Origin of the sequence: Vibrio sp. CyArs1 (genome assembly GCF_022432925.1) — a bacterium.
Taxonomy (GTDB): Bacteria; Pseudomonadota; Gammaproteobacteria; order Enterobacterales; family Vibrionaceae; genus Vibrio; species Vibrio mediterranei.
The window spans coordinates 1,370,675-1,397,670 of sequence record NZ_JAKRBO010000001.1 but is presented as its reverse complement, the minus strand read 5'-3'; the positions used below and the strand labels follow the sequence as shown (position 1 = coordinate 1,397,670).

The 26,996-nt window shown below is 45.9% G+C and carries 9 protein-coding genes; 7 read left to right on the top strand and 2 right to left on the bottom strand.

From position 1 onward, the window contains the following. Window positions 1–23: 23 nt before the first annotated feature. Window positions 24–1,286: a tagatose-bisphosphate aldolase subunit GatZ gene (gatZ, locus tag MMA19_RS06495; RefSeq protein ID WP_240205804.1), complete on the bottom strand. Its 1,263-nt coding sequence runs from the start codon at window positions 1,284–1,286 to the stop codon at window positions 24–26. A gap of 385 nt (window positions 1,287–1,671) precedes the next feature. On the opposite strand from gatZ, the gene MMA19_RS06490 reads away from it, so the two are divergent. Further along, complete coding sequence (locus MMA19_RS06490) at window positions 1,672–2,613, top strand: hypothetical protein (RefSeq protein WP_240205803.1); 942 nt, start codon at window positions 1,672–1,674, stop codon at window positions 2,611–2,613. Window positions 2,614–2,655: 42 nt separating this feature from the next. Here the strand turns inward: MMA19_RS06490 and MMA19_RS06485 are convergent, their stop codons facing one another. Then, the gene (locus MMA19_RS06485; protein WP_006070248.1) at window positions 2,656–3,375 is read right to left on the bottom strand and encodes a TetR/AcrR family transcriptional regulator; all 720 of its coding nucleotides are present in this window, start codon (window positions 3,373–3,375) and stop codon (window positions 2,656–2,658) included. A gap of 270 nt (window positions 3,376–3,645) precedes the next feature. Here MMA19_RS06485 and MMA19_RS06480 point away from each other — a divergent pair, with 270 nt between their 5' ends. The 6 genes from MMA19_RS06480 to MMA19_RS06455 all read left to right on the top strand — a co-directional run bounded on the left by MMA19_RS06480 (window position 3,646) and on the right by MMA19_RS06455 (window position 26,934). Beyond that, window positions 3,646–4,719, top strand: a complete 1,074-nt coding sequence (locus MMA19_RS06480; protein ID WP_240205802.1) for an efflux RND transporter periplasmic adaptor subunit — start codon at window positions 3,646–3,648, stop codon at window positions 4,717–4,719. Further along, complete coding sequence (locus tag MMA19_RS06475; protein WP_038230868.1) at window positions 4,719–5,774, top strand: efflux RND transporter periplasmic adaptor subunit; 1,056 nt, start codon at window positions 4,719–4,721, stop codon at window positions 5,772–5,774. The genes MMA19_RS06480 and MMA19_RS06475 overlap by 1 nt, the downstream gene beginning before the upstream one ends. A gap of 2 nt (window positions 5,775–5,776) precedes the next feature. After that, window positions 5,777–8,833: an efflux RND transporter permease subunit gene (locus MMA19_RS06470; protein ID WP_062462905.1), complete on the top strand. Its 3,057-nt coding sequence runs from the start codon at window positions 5,777–5,779 to the stop codon at window positions 8,831–8,833. A gap of 312 nt (window positions 8,834–9,145) precedes the next feature. Next, the gene (locus MMA19_RS06465) at window positions 9,146–9,385 is read left to right on the top strand and encodes a hypothetical protein (protein WP_231892911.1); all 240 of its coding nucleotides are present in this window, start codon (window positions 9,146–9,148) and stop codon (window positions 9,383–9,385) included. A gap of 122 nt (window positions 9,386–9,507) precedes the next feature. Then, window positions 9,508–9,999: an Lrp/AsnC ligand binding domain-containing protein gene (locus MMA19_RS06460; RefSeq protein WP_006070243.1), complete on the top strand. Its 492-nt coding sequence runs from the start codon at window positions 9,508–9,510 to the stop codon at window positions 9,997–9,999. 297 nt (window positions 10,000–10,296) lie between these two features. After that, entirely contained in the window at window positions 10,297–26,934 is a 16,638-nt protein-coding gene (locus MMA19_RS06455; protein ID WP_240205801.1) for a VCBS domain-containing protein, read from the top strand. Window positions 26,935–26,996 lie beyond the last annotated feature (62 nt).

Genomic DNA, 26,996 nt, shown 5'->3' with positions numbered 1-26,996 from the left:
CAGCATTGCTGGCCTTTTTAGTTTTACTCACACGCTTGGGAGTACATCTCTACTACTTCTTGAATTTTGTCGATCACCAACGTTGTTGGTTCTAGGTCAATGATTCCTTCGCTAACTTTTTGATACTGTTTCGGCATATATTGACTGAGCATAGACAACGGAATTGGGTTTGCTCTTAGGTTGCTAATTAACAGGTTAAATGCGTTTTGAATCCGTGGCTCAGACCAGTAGTAGCGAATACGATCTGAGAAGCTGTAGTGGAGGTTATTAATGATTGTCGAGTGCTTATCACCATAGTATGACTTCCAGTATTTAGGTTCATCTAGGAGAACATCATCAACCACTTTTTTGAAGCGACTGCTCTGTTCTATTGAGACTATTTCTGTTTCCATTTCGGCTAGAGCAAATAGTGCTTCACGTAAAGCAAACGTAAGAGCTGGTCCTACTTTTAGGATAGCGAAATGGTTTTCTACTAAATCACTAAGGTGTTCTTGGGTTTGATAGTCGGTAGAATGTGCTTCATAAAGCCATGGAGTGTCTTCTATAAAGCGGGAAATCTCAGAAGCTTTGTCTTTTTTAAATCGAATGACTTTGCTGTGGTCAAATTCTACCCCCGGCTGAACTACGACCGCTATTACTCTACTCAATGCTTCGCTAATTCCCAGCGCTTCGAAAGCTGTGACATGAGTGTCAATGGTATTTCGGATATCAGTGAGCTTACTTACATGTACTGCTTCGATTTCAGTAGCTTCTCCTCCAGGAACAGGGACCTCTGTACCAATGACGTAGGTGAGTTTTGATTTTAGCTCAGGAGCAATATGTGTTTCTGCTACTTTACACATTTCCGCCGACCGTTGTGCGACAATCATAGGGTCGAGTGGGATATCATCGTCAGCACAAGACATTGAGGCATCTAGGTGTATTTTTGTAAATCCAGCTTCCACATAAGCTTTGATTAGCTCTAGGGATTTTGCCATAGCAGAGCTTGCACTCTCCTGCTGCCAACAGTTTGGACCTAAGTGGTCACCGCCGAGAATGATTCGCTCGATGGGGAAACCGACTTTAATTGCAATATCATGAACGTAGTTTACGAAGTCTTTCGGGTGCATTCCCGTATAACCACCAAATTGATTCACCTGGTTTGATGTTGCTTCGATCAATACTTGCTTTCCCGACGTAAGTTCGTATTTTAGTGCAGCTTCAATGACTAATGGGTGAGCTGAACATACGGAGTAAATGCCCAACTTCTGATTGTCTTCCTTGTGTGATCTTACGAGTTCTTTCACAGCTAATCTCCAGTTAAAATTATCTATTCCGTCTTTCAGCGACGCTATATCGCTGATTGATATCTCTAGTAATGATAATTTAAAATCAATCGAATGTCTTCGATTATTTACGAGTTCGAAAGTTTATGTGATGTTAGTAGTGTTATAGGGTTTTTACTAAGTTAGATACCATTTTTCTCTGTCTTTTTGATTCCGTTATGTTTCTTATGGTTTCGATTTTGTGTTATTAAGGGAAGTGAAAAATAGTTTGCGGTGAGCACATCAGCTAACAATATTGCGCACTTCCAGAGTTTACAGAGTGATAATATAGCCTTTGCTTGTTAACTGGAGTTGTTGCCATAGTTCAAGGGTTTGTAGGCGATACGGATTTTGTCGAGGAGATTTTGTGGTTCAGCAACTAATAATTATGCTGGTTCTTATAGGTGTCAGCTTTTTTGTGGGAATGCTTATTCAGCACTATGCGCCGACACGCTCAGAGGCTTTAAGGTCATTGGCGAGTCAATCATCGCTACTACTCATTATTCCTTTTGCCGTCATTAACTCTTTGTGGCAGTTGAGTGGTGTAGATACTGAGTTACTGATTGTGCCGTTGCTGGGAGTTGGAGTTATTGGCTCTGGTGCAGTAACAGCTATCTTCATTTCTCGTATTTTCTCTTTATCGCGGCTTGATTTTGCCTCCTTACTCCCCACTACCAGTTTCTACAATATTGGTGCTTTAGGTGCGTTGTTTGCCTTTGTGTTTTTTGGTGAAGATGGTGTGGCCTTGCTTGCGCTATTCAAGTTATTTGAAGAAGCGATCTATTTCGGCTTGATATTTCCTTACTGTCGCGCGCAGGGAAAAACAATGGGTGACAAAGCTCATCATTTTTGGCGTAATCCTGTTTTCGTGGTGTCTGTCAGTGCTTTATGTACGGGATTACTCTTGTCTGTTACCGATGTACGTCGACCTTCCATTTTGTCAGATGTTAGTCAATGGCTTATACCACTTGGTAGCTTGTTACTTGTATTTGCCGCTGGACTAACTTTTCATCTTACTGGTTCGAGAAAGTGGGCTAGAATTGCGATAACTGCGTCTATGACAAGGATTGCGTTTGGTGTTCTATTTGTCTTATTTGCTTTTTGGTCTTTGGATCTCTGGAGTGCAGCTAGCGGAGTCTTGCTGCCGCTTTGTATCATGCTAGCCTGCATGCCTTGCGGCTTTATCGGGGTATTACCTGCTAGGTTGTATGGTTTGAACACGGCGGTGGCGAATACATGTTGGATCGTGACATACTTTATGTCACTTGTTGTAGGCACGTTTTATTTCTTAGTTTCCTGGAGTGGATGAGAGATCGTAGTTTAACCCTCAATCCACAGCATACATGCACAATTATCTTGGACACTCACCCCAATCACATTCAACCTGATAAACAAGCTCATCGACCTTTGTCGGCTTCAAACGGTCTTGTTCACCTATAGACAATTCATTTGCAACTTGTGCTTCGAACAGCGACCAGTGTTTGACCAAACATTCATCCAGATCTGTGGTTTCCTGTGACCATGTTTCTTTGAGCATTGGAAGCATACAAGCAGAACCGTGGGCGAACATCATCAGTTTCCACTTCAGTTCATGCATAATGAGTGGCGTTTGTGGGGAATTTGCGTTGTAGTCATCAACCAACTTGAACACGATGCTCTCAATTTCTCCGGTGCTATCAATAAAGTAGTCGAAGAATTCATTTTCTTGACGCATTGCGTCTGCGATAAGTTGGATCGGTTGAGGAATGACAATGCAGTGCGCCAACATACCTACAGCAAAACGGTAGACTTTTACATTCGCGGGGGTGTCTTCTGGAAGCTGATCGAGAAGATAACGAATGTACTTTTGCATATACGCGTGAAGGTGGTCGCTGATGCCATACCAGATTTGTTCTTTGCTACCGAAGTGGTGACGAATTAAACTATGAGAGACGCCTGCGCGCTCACTAATATTGCGTATGGATACACGCTCATAGCCTAGCTCACAAAACATTTCTGCTGCGACCGTCATGATCAGGTTTTTCGTTTCTTCCGCTGCCGTTGCGCTGCGACGACCTTTTTTCTTTTCCACTCGATACCTTCTAAATTCAATCAATCCTATACAGAGTACTGCAATAGTGTGCTCGACGACAAGATTCGCATCAATCCTGTCATCAAGAGCAGTAAATTTACTGAGTTAATGTCACGACTTCTTCATATAACCAAAAGCGATAAAGTTAGTCTTAAATATTATACTGCACACGTGTGCAATATCTATTGATCTCTTTCAAATTATACTTATACTGCACACTTGTAAAGTAATTAACTGCACAAGTGTAAAATATAATTTGGGATAATTATTATGAAAACCCATCGTCTATTCAAAACTAGTGGTTTGATTGTGTTGCCTTTATTGGCGGCCATCGGACTGACCGGTTGTAATCAAGCACAGTCGGAAATCAATGAACCCGTGATCAAGCCGGTTAAAGTGGTCGAAGTTCCAGAGTTGAATTTCTCGCCGGTGAGCAGTTACTTAGCGCAAGTGGATGCCACAGACCGAGCACAGCTATCGTTTCAGGTAGCAGGACAAATATCTTCGATAGATGTGAAGATGGGTGAAGCGGTGAGAGCGGGTGAAATTCTAGCGACACTTGACCCAACGGACTATCAAGTGGCCCTGGATGCTCGTCAAGCTGAGTTTGATCTCGCACAGTCGCAACTAAAACGTGCCCAGCAGTTATTTGCTAAGAAGCTTATCAGTGCCGATGCCTTTGATCGCAATGAAACACAGTTTAAGGCTGCACAGGCGTCACTTGAGCAAGCTAAGGCGGATTTAGGCTACACACAAATTATCGCTCCGTTTGATGGTGTGGTGTCCGTTACTCACCAAAAACCATACGAAGTGGTCGGTGCCAAGCAACCCATTCTGAATCTAATTAGTAGCCAAGATTTAGACGTGACGTTCGCCATTCCTGTCACTGAAGTGAAGAATATGACGCTTGATGAGCTTAAGCATCAGCACTTTTTCGTCACGTTAGATAGCCACCGTAATCAACGTATTGAAGCATCCTTTAGAGAGATTGCGATGCAGCCTGATCTTGATACCAATAGCTATGCGGCGTCAGTAAAAATCACTAAGCCAGAAAATATCAATGTACTCGCAGGCATGTCGGGCCAAGTACATATACAAAGTGAAACCACAGAACGTGCGTTTTCTTTGCCTGTTGCCGCTTGGATTAACCAGAACGAAACCAGCGGTAAGGTTTGGCGCTTTGACCCTGCGACCCGTCAAGTTCATCAAATTCAGCTTTCGCTTAATGAAAAAGGTGATGTGACGGCTGGTTTACAACAAGGCGACCAAATTGTTGTGGCTGGTGCGGCAAACTTAGCCGAAGGACAGCAAGTCAAATTATGGACTCGTGAGGGTGGTATCTAGTGAAAAAGTCAATATTAGCATTAGGCTTAGCTGCGCTTGCATTGCAAGGCTGCTATTCAGATATCACAGTACGTGAGCGAGCACCTTTGCAGGTGGAGACGATTGAAGTCAAAAAGCCTGTTGAACAGCAATATCGCGAATTTCGTGGCCAAGTGGTCACAGCAGAACAGACCAATCTGGCGTTCCGTATTCAAGGAGAAATCTCACACTTACTCGTGAAGTCCGGTCAATCGGTGAAGAAAGGTCAAGTTGTCGCAAAGCTTGATGACCAAAAACTTCAGCAGCAGTACCGTGATGCACAAGCACAATACGAGCTAGCGACCAAGCAATTGCGTCGTGGTGCGGAATTATTTTCAAGAGACATGATCTCTAGCTCTGAGCTAGATGAATTAACGTCCAACAAGCAGCTTGCGAAAGCGCAGTATCAGAACATTCAACATCAGATTCAATATACCAACTTGAAGGCTCCTTTTGCAGGCGTGGTCGCGAGTGTGGATAAAGAGCGTTTTGAGAATGTTGGAGCGGGTGAGACCGTAGTGTCTATCTATCAAGACGACAAAGTGTACGTGAAAATCAGTTTGTCGGACTACATTCTTGCATCGATTACTCCACAGGCTCAGAAAAATGCCTATCAGCCAAGAGCCTATTTTTCTGGTGTAGATCAAAGCTACAGCATGACCTATTTGGAGCACTCTAGCGAACCAGATTCACAAAGCCGTGCTTATGAGTTGTGGCTACAGATGCCTCAACCAGCTGAGAAAATCCTTCCTGGTACGAGTGTTGCCGTGAACGTGGACATGGTGGCAGCAGGGCTAAGTTCAATCCAAGGCTATCAACTACCGATGACCGTGCTTGAGGCTGGTACTAAGCCAGGCGAGTTCTTTGTATGGAAACATGCTGAAGGAGTCGTCACTAAGACACCTGTTCATGTGGACCAAGTGAACAGTTTCGGCGTGATTGTTGATACTGGTGTTACCCAAGGTGACGTGTTGGTGAGCTCTAACTTGAGAAAACTGAGAGATGGTGAAGAAGTGGCTCTCAAGGGGAATAAATAACAATGAGTTTAACGGAATATTCAATTAAGAACCGCGTCATCAGCTGGTTGTTTCTAGTCATTTTAGCTATCGGCGGCGTGCAATCTTTTATGGATCTAGGTCGTTTGGAAGACCCTGCATTTACCATTAAAGATGCAATGATTATTTCTACCTATCCGGGGGCAACATCCACGGAAGTCGAAGAAGAACTGACGTATCCATTAGAGAAAGAAATCCGCAAACTCCCTTATATCGATAACATCAAATCGACATCATCTTCGGGTCTTTCTCAAATCATGGTTAGTATGAAAATGGACTATGGTCCTGATGAGTTGCCACAGATTTGGGATGAGATGCGCCGAAAAATCAATGATCTACAACCGCAGCTCCCAAATGGTGTGAGCTCGGTACAAATCATTGACGATTTTGGTGATGTGTTTGGCGTAATGATCATGCTCACGGGTGATGGCTATGATTATGTTGAGCTTAAGCGCTATGCGGATTATTTAAGCAGAGAGCTTGAGTTAGTCGATGGCGTAGGCAAAGTGGCCATTGCAGGCGACCAGCAAGAGATGTTGTTTGTTGAGTTGTCTCTAGAAAGGTTGTCAGCACTGAACCTGGATATGAATGCGGTTATGGGATTGCTTAATCAGCAAAACAGCGTGCTTTCCTCTGGCGAGATTATGATTAATGGCGAAAGCTTAGCGATTCGTCCAAATGGTAGCTTAGATTCCGTTGAGTCATTGGAAAATCTGATTATCCATGGTCGTGATACCGGAAACTTGATTCGTCTTAAAGATGTCGCGGATATTTCAAAAGGTATTCAAGAGAAACCGTCGAATGTGATTACGTTTAACGGTAAACCGGCTATTAACCTGGCGATTTCATTTTCGTCTGGGGTTAACGTAGTGGAAGTTGGTAAGGCGTTAGATGTACAGCTGAAATCACTAGAAAGCATCAAACCTGCGGGTATTCATCTTGATTACTTCTACAATCAATCGGCGGAAGTAGATAAGTCAGTTCAAGACTTTGTAGTCAGCCTTGCTCAAGCGGTTGGAATCGTCATTTTAGTGCTGCTGTTTACCATGGGAATGCGTAGCGGCATCATCATTGGTGCGGTTTTGCTGCTAACGGTGTTTGGTACTTTCATTATGATGAGTATCAATAATATCGAGCTACATCGTATTTCTCTGGGCGCGTTGATTATTGCTCTGGGTATGCTGGTGGATAATGCCATCGTGATTGTAGAAGGCATTTTAGTGGGGCTAAAACAAGGCCAAACCAAGAAGCAAGCCGCAATGGGTATCGCTAAGCAAACCCAATGGCCACTGCTCGGTGCAACCGTAATTGCGATCACAGCATTTGCGCCTATTGGTTTGTCTCAGGATGCAACGGGTGAATTCATGGGGTCTCTATTTTGGGTTCTGTGTTATTCACTGTTCCTAAGTTGGATTACCGCATTAACGTTGACTCCGTTCTTGGCTGACTTACTGCTGAAGGAATCAGACAAAAACGAGAGCGCAGATGACTCTGACCCATATAAAGGTGTTTTGTTCACGGTCTTCCGTTGGTCATTAAAACTTGCTCTAAAGCTACGTTGGTTAACCGTCGCAGGCATGGTAGCAATGCTCATTGCCGCGGTGATGGCGTTTGGTTTGGTGAAACAGTCATTTTTCCCACCATCTAATACGCCAATGTTCTTTGTCGATATGTGGATGCCTGAAGGAACGGATATTCGTCAGACACTTAAGCAAACAGAAAAAGTGGAGCAATACATTCAAGCGCAGGATAACGTTGAGTTCGTCTCTACGTCGGTTGGCCAAGGACTGCAACGCTTCATGTTGACCTATCAACCAGAGAAGAGCTACGAAGGCTATGCTCAGCTACAAGTTCGAGCAACTAGTCGCGACAATATGTTTGAGCTATTACATAAGTTAGATGATAACTTAGCGAGCGAATTTGCCGCACCAACGTTCCAGCTACGTTTAATGGAGTTCGGTCCGTCTCCTGCTTCAAAGATCGAGGCTCGTATTATAGGTCCAGATCCTCAGGTACTACGTGATATTGCGGTACAAGTTGAAGATGTACTGATTGCTGATCCTGGGGCGCGAAACATTCGACATGATTGGCGTGAAAGAACCAAAGAGCTCGTCCCTCAATTCAACGAGTCGAAAGCGCGTCGTTTGGGTATCTCTAAAGAGGACTTATCGAACACACTTCAGCTGGCATTTGGTGGCAATACCATTGGCGTATTCCGTGACGGAACTCAGATGCTACCCATCGTGACTCGCTTAATTGAAGATGAGCGTGTGGACTATGCATCTTTGCAGAATATTTCCATATGGAGCCCAATGCTTCAGACCTATGTTCCGGTCGAGCAAGTCATTGACAATGTTACATTGGATTGGCAAGAACCTATTATTCAACGTCGTGATAGAAAACGCACATTAACCGTACTTGCAGACCACGATGTGCTTGGAGATGAGACCGCAGCAAGTTTATTCGCTCGTGTTAAGCCACAGGTAGAATCACTGCCTCTGCCTGATGGCTACACGATCGAATGGGGTGGCGAATATGAGTCATCGAAGGATGCGCAAGAAGCGATGTTCAAATCCTTGCCTATGGGGTATTTGTTGATGTTCATTATTACCATGTTGCTATTCAACTCATTGAAAAAGCCTTTGGTGATATGGCTTACTGTTCCACTGTCGATCATTGGTGTCGCATTTGGTCTCTTACTATCCAATATGCCATTCAGCTTTACGGCGTTACTTGGTCTGTTAAGCCTGAGCGGTATGATTCTGAAAAACGGCATTGTGCTGATGGATCAGATCAATCTTGAGTTGGAAAGTGGCAAAGATCCGTATTTAGCGATTGTTGATAGTGCTGTGAGTCGTGTGCGTCCAGTGAGTATGGCTGCTTTGACAACTATTTTGGGGATGATCCCGCTAGTGTTTGATGCGTTCTTTGGCTCTATGGCGGTGACGATCATGGCTGGACTTGGATTTGCGACGGTACTGACTTTGATCGTGGTGCCAGTATTGTTTGCTATTTTCTTCAATATCAAACCAGCTAAGTAACTATCTAACGAAATTAAAGCGTCGAGCCCACTCTTAGGAGTGGGCTTTTTTGTACCAGTTAAATGCGCACTTTGTTGATTATTAGTAGTGATACGTGATTTTCGCAGCAAGATGACATAATTTGCTCGCATCTTGTTACACTTTCGGTTTTTTAGAGGGGTTTGTAAGTTAATTTCGAAATCTTGATCAAAAATTCGCAAAATAATGACCAAGAATTTGGAATAGCCGCCACATTTTTTGCAATGATCGTTTTGTAATTCTATCGACCTTTTACACAATATGGTCACGAAATGATCAGACCAGCTGGAGACAATGACAATGCCAACTAACTACTGCGCAGCATGCAAGAAAGATACAGCCCACAAAGCCGTGATGCGACGCAGTCCAAATGATAGTACTTCCATGCTCCAGAGCTTCCAGCAATTAATGTCTCAACTTGTCACAGGTAGTGGTTATTACAAACTAGAGCGTCAGCTGTATTGCCGAGTTTGTAATAAGCAAAACCAAGAAGCGGCAAAACCTGTCATGAGTCAGCAAGCAAATTTAGCGTAACTTTTTCAGGCTCCCTACGTTTAACCTTTTGGTTTTGTTGTGAGTTTGTGATCTGACGTCTATTTACATGCATAACGATTGATTTACAATCGAGAGAATGTCCATTCGCTCGAGATAAATCAATGGCTTCGCTCGCATTAGATAAAATCGATTTAGAAATCCTAAGAATACTCAGTCTTAAAGGTCGCATGCCGATTGTTGAGTTGGCTAAACAGGTCAATCTAACAACGTCTCCCTGTTCTGATCGGGTTAAGCGACTAGAAAAAGAAGGCTTCATTCTTGGGTATCATGCGGAGCTCAATCCAGAAAAACTGAATTTGGATGTCCAAGTCTTCATTCATATTCGACTCGATCAAACCAGTTTTTCCATCTTCGAAAAGTTTGCCAAAGCGGTAGAACTGATGCCTGAAATTGAAGAGTGTTATTCTCTGTCGGGTGACTTCGACACAATGATCAAAGTTCGCACCAAAGATATGAAGTCCTATCAGGCATTTATGTCCACCAAGTTGGGTACTTTGCCGGGGGTGATTCAAACTCGCAGTGAAGTGGTCATTGAGGAGCATAAAACTGGCTTCGGGGTTAACCCTGAACTTTTAGACACTCTCACCACCTAAACCATACAAATCATTACATTTATCCTCTTGTTTTAAACGAAATGACTGTTTGTTTTCTATACAGCTTCCTTTTGGTATTTCGTTTTTGAGACTACTCCTTATTTAATTCTAATTTCATTTTATATAACGATAAATATCTGATATTTACATTACGCATATAAATTAGAAATGAAGATTAACAAACCTATAATGCTTAAATGTGCGAGAGTGCATATCAAGTAAGTAGTGTTTGGGTATCGAAGTAACTGTTTTTTGAACTTTTAACCAGAGTGAAGTCGGTTTTAAAAGGAGCTCGCCATGAGTATCGCTGCATTAATGGGGCTTGTGAATGTCACAGGAACCCTAGTTCTTGATTCACAAGGAAAATTGGTCGTATTACCAGAAGGGGTTGCCCCCCGACCTGGAGACGTGGTGCTTGAACAGGTTGCCGAGCAGCCTAGTAATGAATTAGAGGGCATTAAGCTAGCTCAAGTCGACGTTCCAAGTGATGATTTTGGCTCAAGCCTGCTGCAAGGTGATCAAGATGCACTAGACATCATTGCTCAAATTGAATCCGGTGAAGACCCGACCCAAAATGAAGATCAAGCGACGGCGGCCGGTGATGGCCTAAGCTCCAGTATATCCGATGCGGCAACCGTTGAAGCGATAAACCCGCAAGTTCAAGCAGCGACTTTCTTCGAAACTACAGGACTTGACCCTCGCAGTCTTAACGATACCCAGACTAATGCACTCCTAGATATTTTCTCTAATGCTGCCCCTGTTACTGTATTTGATTTACGCAATTATGATGAAGAGTCGCAAGATGGTGAGTTAAACCTCGACTTTCCCATCGATCCGAATGGTGATGTGCTGACGCTCACTGTCACAGAGCTTCCTAAATTAGGTACCCTAACACTCGCTGATGGCACTCCGGTTACGTTAGGTCAGCAGTTAACGCAAGCTGAGTTTGAAGGTTTACAATTTGATGCACCAATGGAATATACCGCAGGTGAAGATGCTGGCCAATTTACCTACACAGTTGACGATGGTCGTGGGGAAATAAACTCTGTCCAGTCGGGTGGTGTAGCCATCACCATCAATCCTATCAATGATATTCCTGTGATAGTCGAACCTGGGGAAGGGAGCGTAACCGAATCTGGTTACTTCGATAACGGCGATATTGACGCAGGAAATGACACTGCAACTGGCCAAGTTGTTGCCACAGATAACGATACCGACTCGGTTCTTGCTTATTCGGTCGCTAACCAATCTGACCAATACGGCTCTATCTCTATTGATAGCAAGACTGGTGAATGGACCTATACCCTAAACAACACTTCTACCGCCACACAAGCTCTAGCAGAAGGTCAAACAGCTACATCTGAATTCACGGTTTTGGTTACCGATGATAAAGGTGCGGTGGTGACAGACACAATTGTAATCACTATTACTGGGACGAATGACAAGCCAGAGTTCTCGACTTCTAGTAGTTTTTCTGGACAAGTTATTGAGGCTGGGAGTCTTGACGATGGAACAGAGGTGGCTGGTCAATCAATAGTGTCAGGTACGCTTGTTGCGAGTGATGTGGACCAAGGCTCAAACTTAACTTTTGCTGTGGAAGATGGAAGTAGCGACTTCGGCAGCTTACAAGTACAACCTAGTGGTTTGTGGGTCTTTAATCTCGATAATAATTCCCCACAAACACAGGCACTTAAAGAAGGTCAAACGCAAGAGATTCAATTTACCGTCAACGTTACTGACGACAAAGGCGCAGTGACCTCGGAAGTTGTTACGATCACAATTACTGGTACGAATGATCAGCCAACGTTTAATGCCAACAGTCAGCTTGTTGGCGCTGTGACTGAAGCGGGTCATGATGACGATGGTAATGTGATTTCAGGTACACCAAAGGCTACCGGTACGTTGACTGCGGATGATGTCGATGCCGGTGCAACCCACAAATTCTCAGTGGACAATGGCGACAGCCCTTACGGCAAACTTGTGGTGCAAGAAGGCGGTCAATGGACCTTTACGCTAGATAACACCACGACTGAGACGCAAGCACTCAAAGAAGGCGAAACCAAAGACGTTAGCTTTACGGTCAAAGTGACCGATGAGTTTGGTGCGGTAAACACTGAAACGGTGACCATCACTATTACCGGTACCAACGATGCTGCGACTATTGATGGTAATAGCGTAACGGCGGGAGCGGTGAAAGAAGCGGGTCATGAAGATGACGGCACCGTGGTATCTGGCACGCCAAGCGCAACGGGTACTATTGAAGTCACTGACGTGGATGTCGACTCCGTTCTGGCGTTCAGTGCCGAAGGCAGCAGCAACTACGGTAGCTTCGCTATCGATCCAGTGACGGGTCAATGGACGTTTACGTTGGATAACACGTCAACTGAGACTCAATCTCTCAAAGAAGGTCAATCGGAAGACGTCATTTTCACGGTGAAAGTGACCGACGACAAAGGGGCGGTGACTGAGCAAGCGGTGACCATCACCATTACGGGTACTAACGACCAGCCAACATTTAATGCCAGCAGTAAGTTTGTTGGTGCTGTGACTGAAGCTGGCCATGATGACGATGGCAATGTTATATCAGGTACACCAACGGCTACCGGTACGTTGACTGCGGATGATGTAGACGCTGATGCACAGTTGAAGTTTGCTGTGGACAATGGCGACAGTCCTTACGGCAAACTTCTGGTGCAAGAAGGTGGTCAATGGACCTTTACGTTAGATAACACCACGACTGAGACGCAAGCACTTAAAGAAGGCGAAACTAAAGACGTTAGCTTTACGGTCAAAGTGATCGATGAGTTTGGTGCGGTGAACACTGAAACGGTGACCATCACTATTACCGGTACCAACGATGCTGCGATTATTGATGGTAATAGCGTAACGGCGGGAGCGGTGAAAGAAGCGGGCCATGAAGATGACGGCACCGTGGTATCTGGCACGCCAAGCGCAACGGGTACTATTGAAGCCACTGACGTGGATGCCGACTCCGTTCTGGCGTTTAGCGCCGAAGGCAGCAGCAACTACGGTAGCTTCGCTATCGATCCGGTGACGGGTCAATGGACGTTTACGTTGGATAACACGTCAACTGAGACTCAATCTCTCAAAGAAGGCCAATCGGAAGACGTCATTTTCACGGTGAAAGTGACCGACGATAAAGGGACGGTGACAGAGCAAGCCGTGACCATCACCATTACGGGTACCAACGACCAGCCAACATTTAATGCCAGCAGTAAGCTAGTGGGCGTCGTGACCGAAGCGGGTCACGATGATGCGGGTAACCCTCAAGCAGGCACATCTACCGCTACCGGTACATTAGTTGCGGATGATGTAGATGCCAGTGCAACGCATAAATTCTCAGTGGACAATGGCGACAGCCCTTACGGCAAACTTGTGGTGCAAGAAGGCGGTCAATGGACCTTTACGCTAGACAACACTACAACCGAGGCACAAGCACTCAAAGAAGGCGAAACCAAAGACGTTAGCTTTACGGTCAAAGTGACCGATGAGTTTGGTGCGGTAAACACTGAAACGGTGACCATCACTATTACCGGCACTAATGATGCTGCGACTATTGATGGTAATAGCGTAACGGCGGGAGCGGTGAAAGAAGCGGGCCATGAAGATGACGGCACCGTGGTATCTGGCACGCCAAGCGCAACGGGTACTATTGAAGCCACTGACGTGGATGCCGACTCCGTTCTGGCGTTTAACGCCGAAGGCAGCAGCAACTACGGTAGCTTCGCTATCGATCCAGTGACGGGTCAATGGACGTTTACGTTGGATAACACGTCAACTGAGACTCAATCTCTCAAAGAAGGCCAATCGGAAGACGTCATTTTCACGGTGAAAGTGACCGACGATAAAGGGGCGGTGACAGAGCAAGCCGTGACCATCACCATTACGGGTACCAACGACCAGCCAACATTTAATGCCAGCAGTAAGCTAGTGGGCGTCGTGACCGAAGCGGGTCACGATGATGCGGGTAACCCTCAAGCAGGCACATCTACCGCTACCGGTACATTAGTTGCGGATGATGTCGATGCCGGTGCAACGCATAAATTCTCAGTGGACAATGGCGACAGTCCTTACGGCAAACTTGTGGTGCAAGAAGGTGGTCAATGGACCTTTACGCTTGATAACACCACGACTGAGACGCAAGCACTCAAAGAAGGCGAAACTAAAGACGTTAACTTTACGGTCAAAGTGACCGATGAGTTTGGTGCGGTGAACACTGAAATCGTGACCATCACTATTACTGGTACCAACGATGCTGCGACTATTGATGGTAATAGCGTAACGGCGGGTGCGGTGAAAGAAGCGGGTCATGAAGATGATGGCACCGTAGTATCTGGCACGCCAAGCGCAACGGGTACTATTGAAGCCACTGACGTGGATGCCGACTCCGTTCTGGCGTTCAGTGCTGAAGGCAGCAGCAACTACGGTAGCTTCGCTATCGATCCGGTGACGGGCAAATGGACGTTCACTTTAGATAACAACTCAGACGCTACCCAAGGGCTGAAAGAAGGCCAATCGGAAGACGTCATTTTCACGGTGAAAGTGACCGACGATAAAGGGGCGGTGACTGAGCAAGTCGTGACCATCACCATTACGGGTACTAACGACCAGCCAACATTTAATGCCAGCAGTAAGCTAGTGGGCGCCGTGACCGAAGCGGGTCACGATGATGCGGGTAACCCTCAAGCGGGCATATCTACCGCTACCGGTACATTAGTTGCGGATGATGTAGATGCCGGTGCAACGCATAAATTCTCAGTGGATAATGGCGACAGCCCTTACGGCAAACTAGTGGTGCAAGAAGGCGGTCAATGGACCTTTACGCTAGATAACACCACGACTGAGACGCAAGCACTTAAAGAAGGCGAAACTAAAGACGTCAGCTTTACAGTCAAAGTGACCGATGAGTTTGGTGCGGTGAACACTGAAACGGTGACCATCACTATTACTGGTACCAACGATGCTGCGACCATTGATGGCAACAGCGTAACGGCGGGAGCGGTGAAAGAAGCGGGCCATGAAGATGATGGTACCGTAGTATCTGGCACGCCAAGCGCAACGGGTACTATTGAAGCCACTGACGTGGATGCCGACTCCGTTCTGGCGTTCAGTGCTGAAGGCAGCAGCAACTACGGTAGCTTCGCTATCGATCCAGTGACGGGTCAATGGACGTTTACGTTGGATAACACGTCAACTGAGACTCAATCTCTCAAAGAAGGTCAATCGGAAGACGTCATTTTCACGGTGAAAGTGACCGACGATAAAGGGGCGGTGACTGAGCAAGCCGTGACCATCACCATTACGGGTACTAACGACCAGCCAACATTTAATGCCAGCAGTAAGCTTGTAGGTGCTGTGACTGAAGCGGGCCATGATGACGATGGCAATGTTATATCAGGTACGCCAACGGCTACCGGTACCTTGACTGCGGACGATGTAGATGCTGATGCACAGTTGAAGTTTGCTGTGGACAATGGCGACAGTCCTTACGGCAAACTTGTGGTGCAAGAAGGTGGCCAATGGACCTTTACGCTAGACAACACCACGACTGAGACGCAAGCACTTAAAGAAGGCGAAACCAAAGACGTCAGCTTTACAGTCAAAGTGACCGATGAGTTTGGTGCGGTGAACACTGAAACGGTGACCATCACTATTACCGGCACTAATGACGCCGCGACTATTGATGGCAACAGCGTAACGGCGGGAGCGGTGAAAGAAGCGGGCCATGAAGATGACGGCACCGTGGTATCTGGTACGCCAAGCGCGACGGGTACTATTGAAGCTACTGACGTGGATGCCGACTCCGTTCTGGCGTTCAGTGCTGAAGGCAGCAGCAACTACGGTAGCTTCGCTATCGATCCGGTGACGGGCAAATGGACGTTCACTTTAGATAACAACTCAGACGCCACCCAAGGGCTGAAAGAAGGTCAATCGGAAGACGTCATTTTCACGGTGAAAGTGACCGACGATAAAGGGGCGGTGACTGAGCAAGTCGTGACCATCACCATTACGGGTACTAACGACCAGCCAACATTTAATGCCAGCAGTAAGCTTGTAGGTGCGGTGACCGAAGCGGGTCACGATGATGCGGGTAACCTTCAAGCGGGCATATCTACCGCTACCGGTACATTAGTTGCGGATGATGTAGATGCCAGTGCAACGCATAAATTCTCAGTGGATAATGGCGACAGCCCTTACGGCAAACTAGTGGTGCAAGAAGGCGGTCAATGGACCTTTACGCTAGACAACACTACAACCGAGACGCAAGCACTCAAAGAAGGCGAAACCAAAGACGTCAGCTTTACAGTCAAAGTGACCGATGAGTTTGGTGCGGTGAACACTGAAATCGTGACCATCACTATTACCGGTACCAACGATGCTGCGACTATTGATGGTAATAGCGTAACAGCGGGAGCGGTGAAAGAAGCGGGCCATGAAGATGACGGCACCGTGGTATCTGGCACACCAAGCGCAACGGGTACCATTGAAGCCACTGACGTGGATGCCGACTCCGTTCTGGCGTTTAGCGCCGAAGGCAGCAGCAACTACGGTAGCTTCGCTATCGATCCGGTGACGGGTAAATGGACGTTCACTCTAGATAACAACTCAGACGCTACCCAAGGGCTGAAAGAAGGCCAATCGGAAGACGTCATTTTCACGGTGAAAGTGACCGACGATAAAGGGGCGGTGACTGAGCAAGCCGTGACCATCACCATTACGGGTACCAACGACCAGCCAACATTTAATGCCAGCAGTAAGTTTGTTGGTGCTGTGACTGAAGCGGGCCATGATGACGATGGCAATGTTATATCAGGTACACCAACGGCTACTGGTACCTTGACTGCGGATGATGCAGACGCTGATGCACAGTTGAAGTTTGCTGTGGACAATGGCGACAGTCCTTACGGCAAACTTGTGGTGCAAGAAGGTGGTCAATGGACCTTTACGCTAGATAACACCACGACTGAGACGCAAGCACTTAAAGAAGGCGAAACTAAAGACGTTAGCTTTACGGTCAAAGTGACCGATGAGTTTGGTGCGGTGAGCACCGAAACGGTGACCATCACTATAACGGGTACCAATGATCAACCAACCTTTACTTCAAGCAGTACTCTCGCAGCTACCGTTACTGAAGCTGGGCATACGGACTCTGGTGTTACGGTGCCTGGAACGGATGTCGCAACTGGGACGTTAGTTGGTACTGATGTTGATGCAGATAGCACGCTGACATATTACATCGAGAATGGTATTAGCGATTATGGAAACATGGTTGTGTTGCCGGATGGTCGATGGACCTTTACGCTGAACAATAATTCAGAGCAAACTCAAGCTCTGAAAGAAGGGCAGACAAAAGACGTCAACTTTACAGTGACAGTTCGCGATGAGCACGGTGCTATTAATAATGAAGTGGTGACCATTTCTATCAAAGGTACCAATGACAAACCAACCTTTGTTGACTCGAGTGAGCTATCGGGCAATGTTATTGAATCAGGGCATTTGGACAATGGAACGGCTGTTCCAGGAACTCCATCTGCGTCTGGTCAGTTGCATGCAGAAGATATTGATGCAGATGCTAAGTTAACCTTCTCTGTTGAAAATGGAGCAACGGGTTATGGCAATTTAGTGGTTCAACCAAATGGCCAATGGACATTTGCACTAGATAATAACTCCTCGCTAACTCAGGCGCTAAGAGAAAATGAAACTAAAGAGTTGTCTTTTACCGTAAAAGTCACGGATGAATTTGGCGCGACTGATACTGAAGTCGTCAAAATTACCATCACAGGTACTAATGATAAACCAACGATAACCCAATCAAGTGATCTGTCTGGCGATGTAAAAGAAGCAGGACATCAAGATGATGGCACGCCAGTTACTGGTACTGCAGAGGTTGAAGGCACGCTGATTGGTGCTGACGTAGATGCTGGCTCAAGCCTCACTTTCTCAATTGATGATGGTAGCAGTGACTATGGCACATTGGTTGTCGACGATGATGGTGACTGGAAGTTTACTCTAGATAATACGTCTTCTCAGGTACAGTCTTTGAAAGAAGGTCAGAACCACGATGTTACTTTCACTGTGAAAGTACGGGATGAATTAGGCGCGATTAACACTGAAACCGTCACCATTACCGTTAAGGGCACGAATGACCAACCGACATTTACTAGTTCTAGTGTTCTTAATGGGGCTGTCACAGAGGCCGGACACTTAGATGACGGAACGGTTGTTGCGGGTGTCGCCGTTGCTGCTGGTACATTGACTGCGACAGATGTTGATGCGGATGCTCAGCTTAAGTTCTCAGTGGATAATGGAAGCAATGATTATGGTGAATTGGTTGTTCAGGAAAATGGCCAATGGAAGTTTACATTAGACAACAACTCTGTACATACACAAGCACTGAGAGAAAATGAAACTAAAGAGCTTTCATTTACGGTTAAGGTCACTGATGAGTTTGGTGCAGTAAATACCGAAGTCGTCAAAATCAATATTACAGGGACCAATGATCAACCACAGATCACTAGCGCTAGCAATCTGACCGGCACTGTAATTGAGGCCGGAAATAATGATGACGGTACGATTGTTTCCGGAGTCACTCAAGCGACAGGTACGTTGGTTGGCTCTGATGCAGATGCCGGCAGTAATCTAACGTACTACGTCAATGACGGTAGTAGTGACTTTGGTAACTTAGTTGTTTTACCAGATGGCCAATGGACCTTTACATTAGATAATAACTCTCCCGAAACTCAGGCGCTCAAAGAGGGACAAACTCAGGATATTCACTTTACCGTTACGGTAAGAGATGAGTTGGGTGCGCTAAATACTGAAGTCATTACTATTTCGGTAAAAGGTACTAACGATCAACCCACGTTCACCAATGCAAGTGACTTAAGTGGTTCGGTGGTCGAGGCCGGAAATTTAGATGACGGAACTTCTGTAGCTGGTACACGAATTGCCACTGGTACATTACACGGTACTGATATCGATGTCGATGCACAGTTGACTTTCTCTGTCGACAACGGTTCAACACCATACGGAAACCTTGTAGTTCAACCTGATGGTCAGTGGAAGTTCGTATTGAAGAATGGTTCGAAAGAAACCCAAGCTTTAAGAGAAGGTGAAACTAAAGAACTTACGTTCAATGTTAAAGTGACCGATGAGTTCGGAGCAGTGAGTACAGAAGTCGTATCCATTGATATTACGGGTACCAATGACGCACCGAAAATTAAAATCAATGGCAATACTAACTTAGTCGAAGATGGTGTTGAATCTCGCTCGGGAGCTTTGAAAGATGGAGACCCTGATGCTAACGATGATCATACTTGGGAAATTACTGATAGTAACGGTGGTGTTGGTGAGTACGGCACTCTGACTATTTTTGAGAATGCCAATGGTGTCACCAAATGGCGATACGATCTAGAAGCATCCTCCGCTCAAAGTGGTAAAGTGCAAGCATTGGCTCATGGTGAAGTAGTCACGGAAACATTTACCATTAAAGTGACCGATGAGTTCGGTGCGGTTAATGAAAAAACCATCACCCTAAATATCACGGGGACCAACGATCAGCCAGTCATTAACGGAGACTTTGTAGGTAGTGTTACCGAAGATGATTTCCCTAACAATGACCCCTCTCAGCCAATCAAATTTGTCGGCCAGCTTGATCCAGGAGATGTCGATACCAATGACACACATTCATGGTCTTTGAATACCGGGAAAGGACAGTTCGGTAACATTTCTATCGATCCAGTGACTGGTGAATGGATTTACACCCTCAATAATAGCAACCCGTCTGTGCAAGCATTGAGACCGGGAGATACACCGCTAACGGAAACCTTCACCGTCACGGTTAAAGACAGCTCAGGTCAATCCAATGGTTCTGATACTCAAACCATTACTATCAATATTTCTGGAACGAATGATGCTCCAGAACTTGCGGGTACTACAACTGGTAGTGTTATCGAAGACACTCCAGGACGTGAAGTGGCGACGGGTAACCTTGCCGTATCTGACATTGATTCTACTGATACTCATTCTTGGCAGGTTCAGGGTGAGAACCCAGTCAATGGAAAAGCGACGGGCACCTACGGTCAGCTGTCGGTTGATGATAATGGTAAGTGGACTTATGAGCTCGACAGTGACTCACTGGCTACTCGCTCAATACCACCAGGCATGACGGTAACAGATACTTTCCAAGTTGTTGTAACGGACGCTGGCGGTTTAACAGACACGATTACTGTTACGGTATCCGTTGCGGGCACCAACAGTGAGCCAGAAATTGTTATTCAACCTGAATATACCGTGATAGAAGATGGAGCCGCCTTGAGTGGAACGATCATTGCGGGTATTCCGACCCAAGATCAGCTAGATAACAATGTTATTGGTGGTGGTGACCCGGATCAGGGTGAAATCGTTTCTTGGAGTGTATTGCAAGGTGGCCAATACGGTACTTTCAGTATTGATGAAGCCACAGGTACTTGGACTTATGTGCTGAACAATAACCATCCCGATGTAGATTCTCTTGATAAGGGAGATATATTACCAGGTGGTGACACCGTTCAGTTGCGTGTTAGAGATAAGTATGGTGTTGAGTCGACTCAAGAAATTAAGATTGTTATTGAAGGTGAGAATGACGCACCAAACATCACGGGGGCGAAAGTCGCTTCCATATCGGAAGATGCGATAGAGGCAGGGCAAAATACGGCAACGGGATTGCTAGAACCCGGCGATGTCGATGCTGATGATACTCATCTATGGACACTCACTGATTCTAATAACGGACGCGGTGAATATGGCACATTGACGCTCAGCTCCAATGGTCAATGGATGTTCACTTATGACCAGCCAAGCAAATTAGCAGAAATTAAAGCCTTAAAACCAGGGCAGGTAGTCACTGATACCTTTGAAGTCACGGTAACGGATAGTCATGGGGCAACATCCACTGAAACGGTAACTATCCGTATCGAGGGGCAAAACGATGCGCCAACAGTTAGTGGTAATGTGTCTGGCACATTTGTCGAAGATAACGGGACGGATGACCCAAGTGATGACTTAACACCAGTGACTGGTCAGGCGGTACTTACTGACGTAGACAATGGGGACTCTGCCGAGTTTGTGATTGCAGATGGGCAAACTCATAGCGTCTACACGGGGCTGCGTGGTGACTTGTCGATTGATAAAGATGGTAATTGGGAGTTCACGCCAAAGAATGATTTGTTGCAAGCACTAGCAGAAGGCGAAACACAAAAAGAAGTGTTCACCGTTATTGCTCAAGACAAAAATGGCGCCACCATTACCCAAGAAATCACTATCACGATTGAAGGCCGAAATGACGTTCCGGTGATTCATGGTGAATCGACTGGCACGGTTGTAGAGGACGGTACTGCGGATGTATTTGGTGTTGATTTAACCCGCGTTGAAGGCCAATTGGTCGCTACAGATGTCGATAACAATAGCTCTATTCATGCGTGGTCGATTGAGTCCTCAGGTGTGGGTCAATACGGTACCTTAACGTTAGATAATAGCGGTAAGTGGACGTATGTTCTTGATAATACTAAGGCAGCAACTCAAGCCCTACAAGTCGGGCAGACTGAACAAGAAACCTTCTATGTAGTAGCCACTGATAATAATGGTGGTGTATCAGAACGTATCCCTGTAGTTATTAATGTAATCGGCCAGTATGACCCTAGCGGTGGCGGTGGAGGTGCCGGCGTTAAAGTTGACGATTCGCAACTAAATGTCATTGAAGACGATAAACTAACAGATACAGATAATGACGCTGATGCGGGTAACCCATTACAAGGCACTCTGACTACTAGCCCAATTAGTGGTGGAATCTATGGCCATTTAGAAGCCAGTAATGGCAGTTGGACTTATGTTCTAAATAATGATTCACCTTTTACACAAGGTTTAGAAGAAGGCCAAACTGCAACAGAAACTTGGCGCGTAATCGATGAAAATGGCAATTACGTAAATGTCACCGTTACGATTGAAGGTAAAGCAGATAAGCCTGAAATTACATATGAGACAGACACTACAGCCCCTCAGAACGACACCATTTTGTTAGGTGAAGCGACTGAAGATGTAACCACGTCAATGTCTGGTCTGCTTGGTGTGGATGACGCTGATTTGGGAGATACTCATGTATGGGGAATTGATGGTAATTCGGTTGGTCAATACGGAACTCTCACCATAAACCCTGATACAGGTGAGTGGACATATGTTCTTAAGCCTGGGATCGAAATACCTGCTGAAAAAGAGGTGTTTGATACATTTGTTGTTAGGGTTACTGATACCGATACAAATGAAGGTGCGAGTACAGCATCAGATACACGTGAGGTGAAAGTCAAAATAATTGGCTCGGCAGAAGACTCCGACCAAGGTGACACCAAAATCGTTGTAGAGACCATCACTGCAAATGAAGACAATGGTGTATCTAGCGAGTTAGGGACTGGCGCTGATGAGGTAGTAATAAGTGGTGGTCCACTTACGCTTGACCCTAGTATTGAATTGGGCAACCAAATTAGTTGGACATTGGTTGATGGCCAAGGTACTTACGGCAGTATCACTGTTGCTCAAGATGGTTCTTGGGTGTTCACGCTAGATAATGACAGTCGTGCGGTACAGTCACTGCAAGAAGGTCAGGTTCGAGAAGATACGTTTGAGGTATACGCAGTTGACCAGTACGGAAAAACTGTGGTTGATGAAAATGGATTACCTAAAACACTAGAAATCGTAGTTAATGTTCATGGCCAAAATGATGCTCCAACGCTACAAGCCCACGTTGAAGAAACTATTGTTGCCGACGACTCTGACCAAACAATTTCAGGTAAATTAGCTGTCTCTGATGTAGATGCTCAAGATCAGAATCAACATACTTGGGCAGCCACTCCAGATAGCGTGAATAATGGCTATGGAACATTAACATTTAACGCCAATGGCACTTGGTCATACACAGTCGACCCAACCAATCCAGATATCATCGCACTAGCTGCCAATGAAAGCATTGAGCAAACTTGGACAGTAACCGTTACGGATCCTAAAGGTGAGACGGCGACTCAAACTCTGACGATCAATATTCAAGGGGATAACCAAGCCCCAACGATGACGACCGATAATGGGTCTGTTACGGAAGATGTCTTCAGTGGTGCGGAAGTATCAGTGACCAAGCAGATCCATTTGGATGACGTTGACACTAACGATGTCGTTACCCTTGATCCAGTCAACCTAAACGGTACTTACGGTAACTTTGTTGTCGACCCATCTACAAATACATGGAAATACGTTCTATTCAACGACAAGCCTCATGTTCAATCATTAGGTGAAGGCGTCACGGTAACGGAAGAGTTCACAATACGCGCAACCGATCAATTCGGTGCTGAAGTTACTCAAAAAGTAGAAGTGACGGTAGTCGGTTCTAACGATCAACCAACCGTATCAGGCTCGGCTTCAGGCTCAGTAAGTGATGCTTTGGGTAGCACCGCGGCAGGTAAAGTCACGGTCTCCGATGTTGACGTTGGTGACACTCATACCTTCTCTGTAAAACAAGACTCAAATCTTGGTACGTTCACTGTTGATAACAACGGTAACTGGAAGTTCGTGGTTGACGAGAACAATCCAGAGATTAATGCGCTAGCCAAAGGGCAGACTAAAACTATTCAAGTGAGTGTTGTCGCGACAGACAGTTCTGGCGTAACGGCAACAGAAGAGTCCAACGAACATGTCATTAATATCACTATTGTCGGTACCAACGATGCACCGCAAATCGTGGATATTGGCGAACAAATGGCGACGGAAAACACCACGACGCAGCTTACTGGCAACTTTGACTCTGGTGATGTTGATACTGTTAATGTGGCGGATAGCCATCACTGGCAAGTAGTCTCTGGTGATCCAAGAGGCGAATTGACGGTCGATCCGGTGACCGGAGCTTGGACCTTTAATCTGACTGGTGATTTTGAATATTTATCAGAAGGTGAAACGCTGTCTAGTCCATTAAGCTATCAAGTGAAAGTCACGGATGAACACGGTGCCTCAGATACTATTACTGTCAATTTCCAAGTGACAGGTACCAACGATGCTCCAACCATTGTTGCTGCAAATACCGTTGCCACTGGAACCGTACATGAAGATCCAGCAGGCGCAGAATCTGGCACGGCTAATGGTGTGGTGACGATCGCTGATGTTGACCATAACGATACTCACAGCTATAGCTTGAGTAACTCCGGTATGGTGACGGAAATCCAAGGTACGTACGGTACGCTTAAGCTAATTGCAGGAGATACACCGGAAAGTGTCAAGTGGGAGTACGTACTAGACCAAGATAAAGCCAACAGTCTTAACGATGGTCCAGTCACTGAAAACTTTGACCTATTTATTGAGAGCTTGGTTGGTGGTGTGGCTCAAGGCGATGCAATCAAGCAGACAATTGAAGTCACGGTCGAAGGCCGTAACGACGCTGCGATAGTTGCTCCTGAATCTCAAACTCATGCCGAGACCGATGCACCGCTGCAGATGTCAGGCAATCTCAACTCAACGGACGTCGATAACCCTGACGATACGTTTACGGTTCAAAACAATAAGCAAGGCACATACGGTACGTTTAGTATCGATGCCAACGGCGAATGGACGTTTGTGGCTAACCAAGCATTCAATTCTTTGAATGTTGGTCAAAGTGTTGAAGAAACCTTTGCTGTTACTACTATCGATGGAACGCCAACGAGTGTGACGGTGAAGATCGAGGGTACCAATGATGCCGCTACGGTAAGTGTTGGCTCTGTGGAGCGAGATGAAACGGATGCTCCATTGACAATTACCGATACCTTAACGTCTAGTGATGTTGATAACGCGGATAATACCTTTACGCCTAGCAGCAAAGTAGGGACGTACGGTACGTTCAGTATTGATGCCAATGGTGTTTGGACATTTGTTGCTAAAGAGTCATTTGATCATTTAAACGTCGGTCAAAGCGTCTCAGAAACGTTCGATGTCACCTCTGTTGATGGCACGCCATCGACTGTTACGGTGAAAATCAACGGCACCAACGATGCTGCAGACATTAGTGCTGCTACTGAGAACCTTACAGAAAGAAACAGCATACTAACGGCTAACGGGACGCTGACGGCAGATGACCCTGATAATGCAAATAACGTATTTGTTGCTCAAAATGGGACAGTGGGTAACTTAGGTACGTTTACCCTGACGGCAGCGGGCGTGTGGACATTCACCGCTAAGAGTAATTTCGATAACCTAGCAGAAGGTCAGAAAGCAGAAGAGAGCTTTACGGTGACTTCTATTGATGGCACTACCTCTGAGGTGAAGATAGTCATCACGGGTACTAATGATGCCGCTACAGTGAGCAGTGCAGATGTGACCTTACAGGAAGCAGACGCGGTGCTGAGTACAAGTGGCACGTTAACCTCTTTAGATATCGACAATCCTGACAATAAGTTCCAGGAACAGACCAATGTCGCAGGTAACCATGGTACGTTCTCTATCGATGCTGATGGAAACTGGACGTATATTGCAAACGAGTCATTCAATAGTTTAAATGTGGGCCAATCGGTCGATGATACCTTTAACGTGAAATCTGTGGATGGCACCGTATCGACAGTCAAAGTAACCATCCAAGGCACCAACGATGCGCCAAGCATCACTGGTGATTTTGCCAAAGGTGTTCAAGAAGGTGTGACTGATTCTGTGTCCGGAACAGTGAACATCACCGATGTGGATAGTGCTTCGGTGACTCGCTCGTTGCGTAACGGGACATTGAGTGGTGATACATTTACTGCAACAGGCCAGTATGGGACGCTTACATTCAACGTGGCGACTGGCGTGTGGGCGTACGTATTACTTACTGGCAGCAGTAATGCACTCACTGGAGACCAAACTGCTACAGAGACGTTCTATATTGAAGCTACAGATGGCGCTCCTGGTGGTGATAGCGTACAGCCAATTACCATCACAGTGACGGGGAACAAAGGTCAGATTGGCGATAGTTCGCTTGACGACATTCTTACCGCAACCTCGGATGATGAGTGGCTATTTGGTAACTCTATTCCTATTGGCGGTGGTACTAGTGTGGACACTGAGTCGCAAGATACTTTCCGTTGGGAAACAGCGAGTCTCGCTGGAACGGATACGATTAAAGACTTTGATGTACGTGACTTTGCAGCCACTGATCCAAACGTGAAACATGATGTGGTTGACCTAACTGCAGTCGACTTTAAAGCGGACCAGCAATTAACAGACCAGTTGAGTGTGTCAGAGCAGTCTGGTGATACGGTTATTGAGATCAGTGATAGTGGGGCAGTGTTACAGTCTATTGTATTGGAAGGTGTGACACTGACATCGCTTCTAGGTGTGTCTCAACAGGAAGTGGACAGTATGACGCCAACTGAGGTGCTACTGGCTCTACATCAATCTGAGCAGCTCACGCTACCCGACCAAATTCGCATTGGTACAGGAGCATCTGAGACGTTAATTGGTACGGATGAGAGTGACATTATCTACGGCGGTGGCGGTAACGATATTCTTACCGGTGGAGACGGCTTTGATTTATTCTTGTTTACTGAGGAAGGTGCTGGCACCACAACCAACCCTGCAGAGCAAACCGTAACGGATTTCCATATTGGTGATGATAAGTTGGATATCTCTGACTTGTTGCCAGATCACGACAATTTAGGTGATTTGCTAGGAAACATTACCATTACGGTTAATGATGATCCGAACGACAACACTGATCCAGCGACAACAGTTATCAGTGTCACCAACAATGGTGAGCAAACGGATATCACTCTTGAGGGTATTGGATGGAATGACTTGGGTATTGCCGATAGTAATGTAATGACTGATCAAGGAAATCATCAGTCAGAGTTACTGAATCAGCTAGACCACTTGAGCATCATTAAGGTAGACCCGTAGAGACGGGTCGTTATAAAACGAAAAAGGGCTGCGCGATGCGCAGCCCTTTGTTTTTGTTTGAG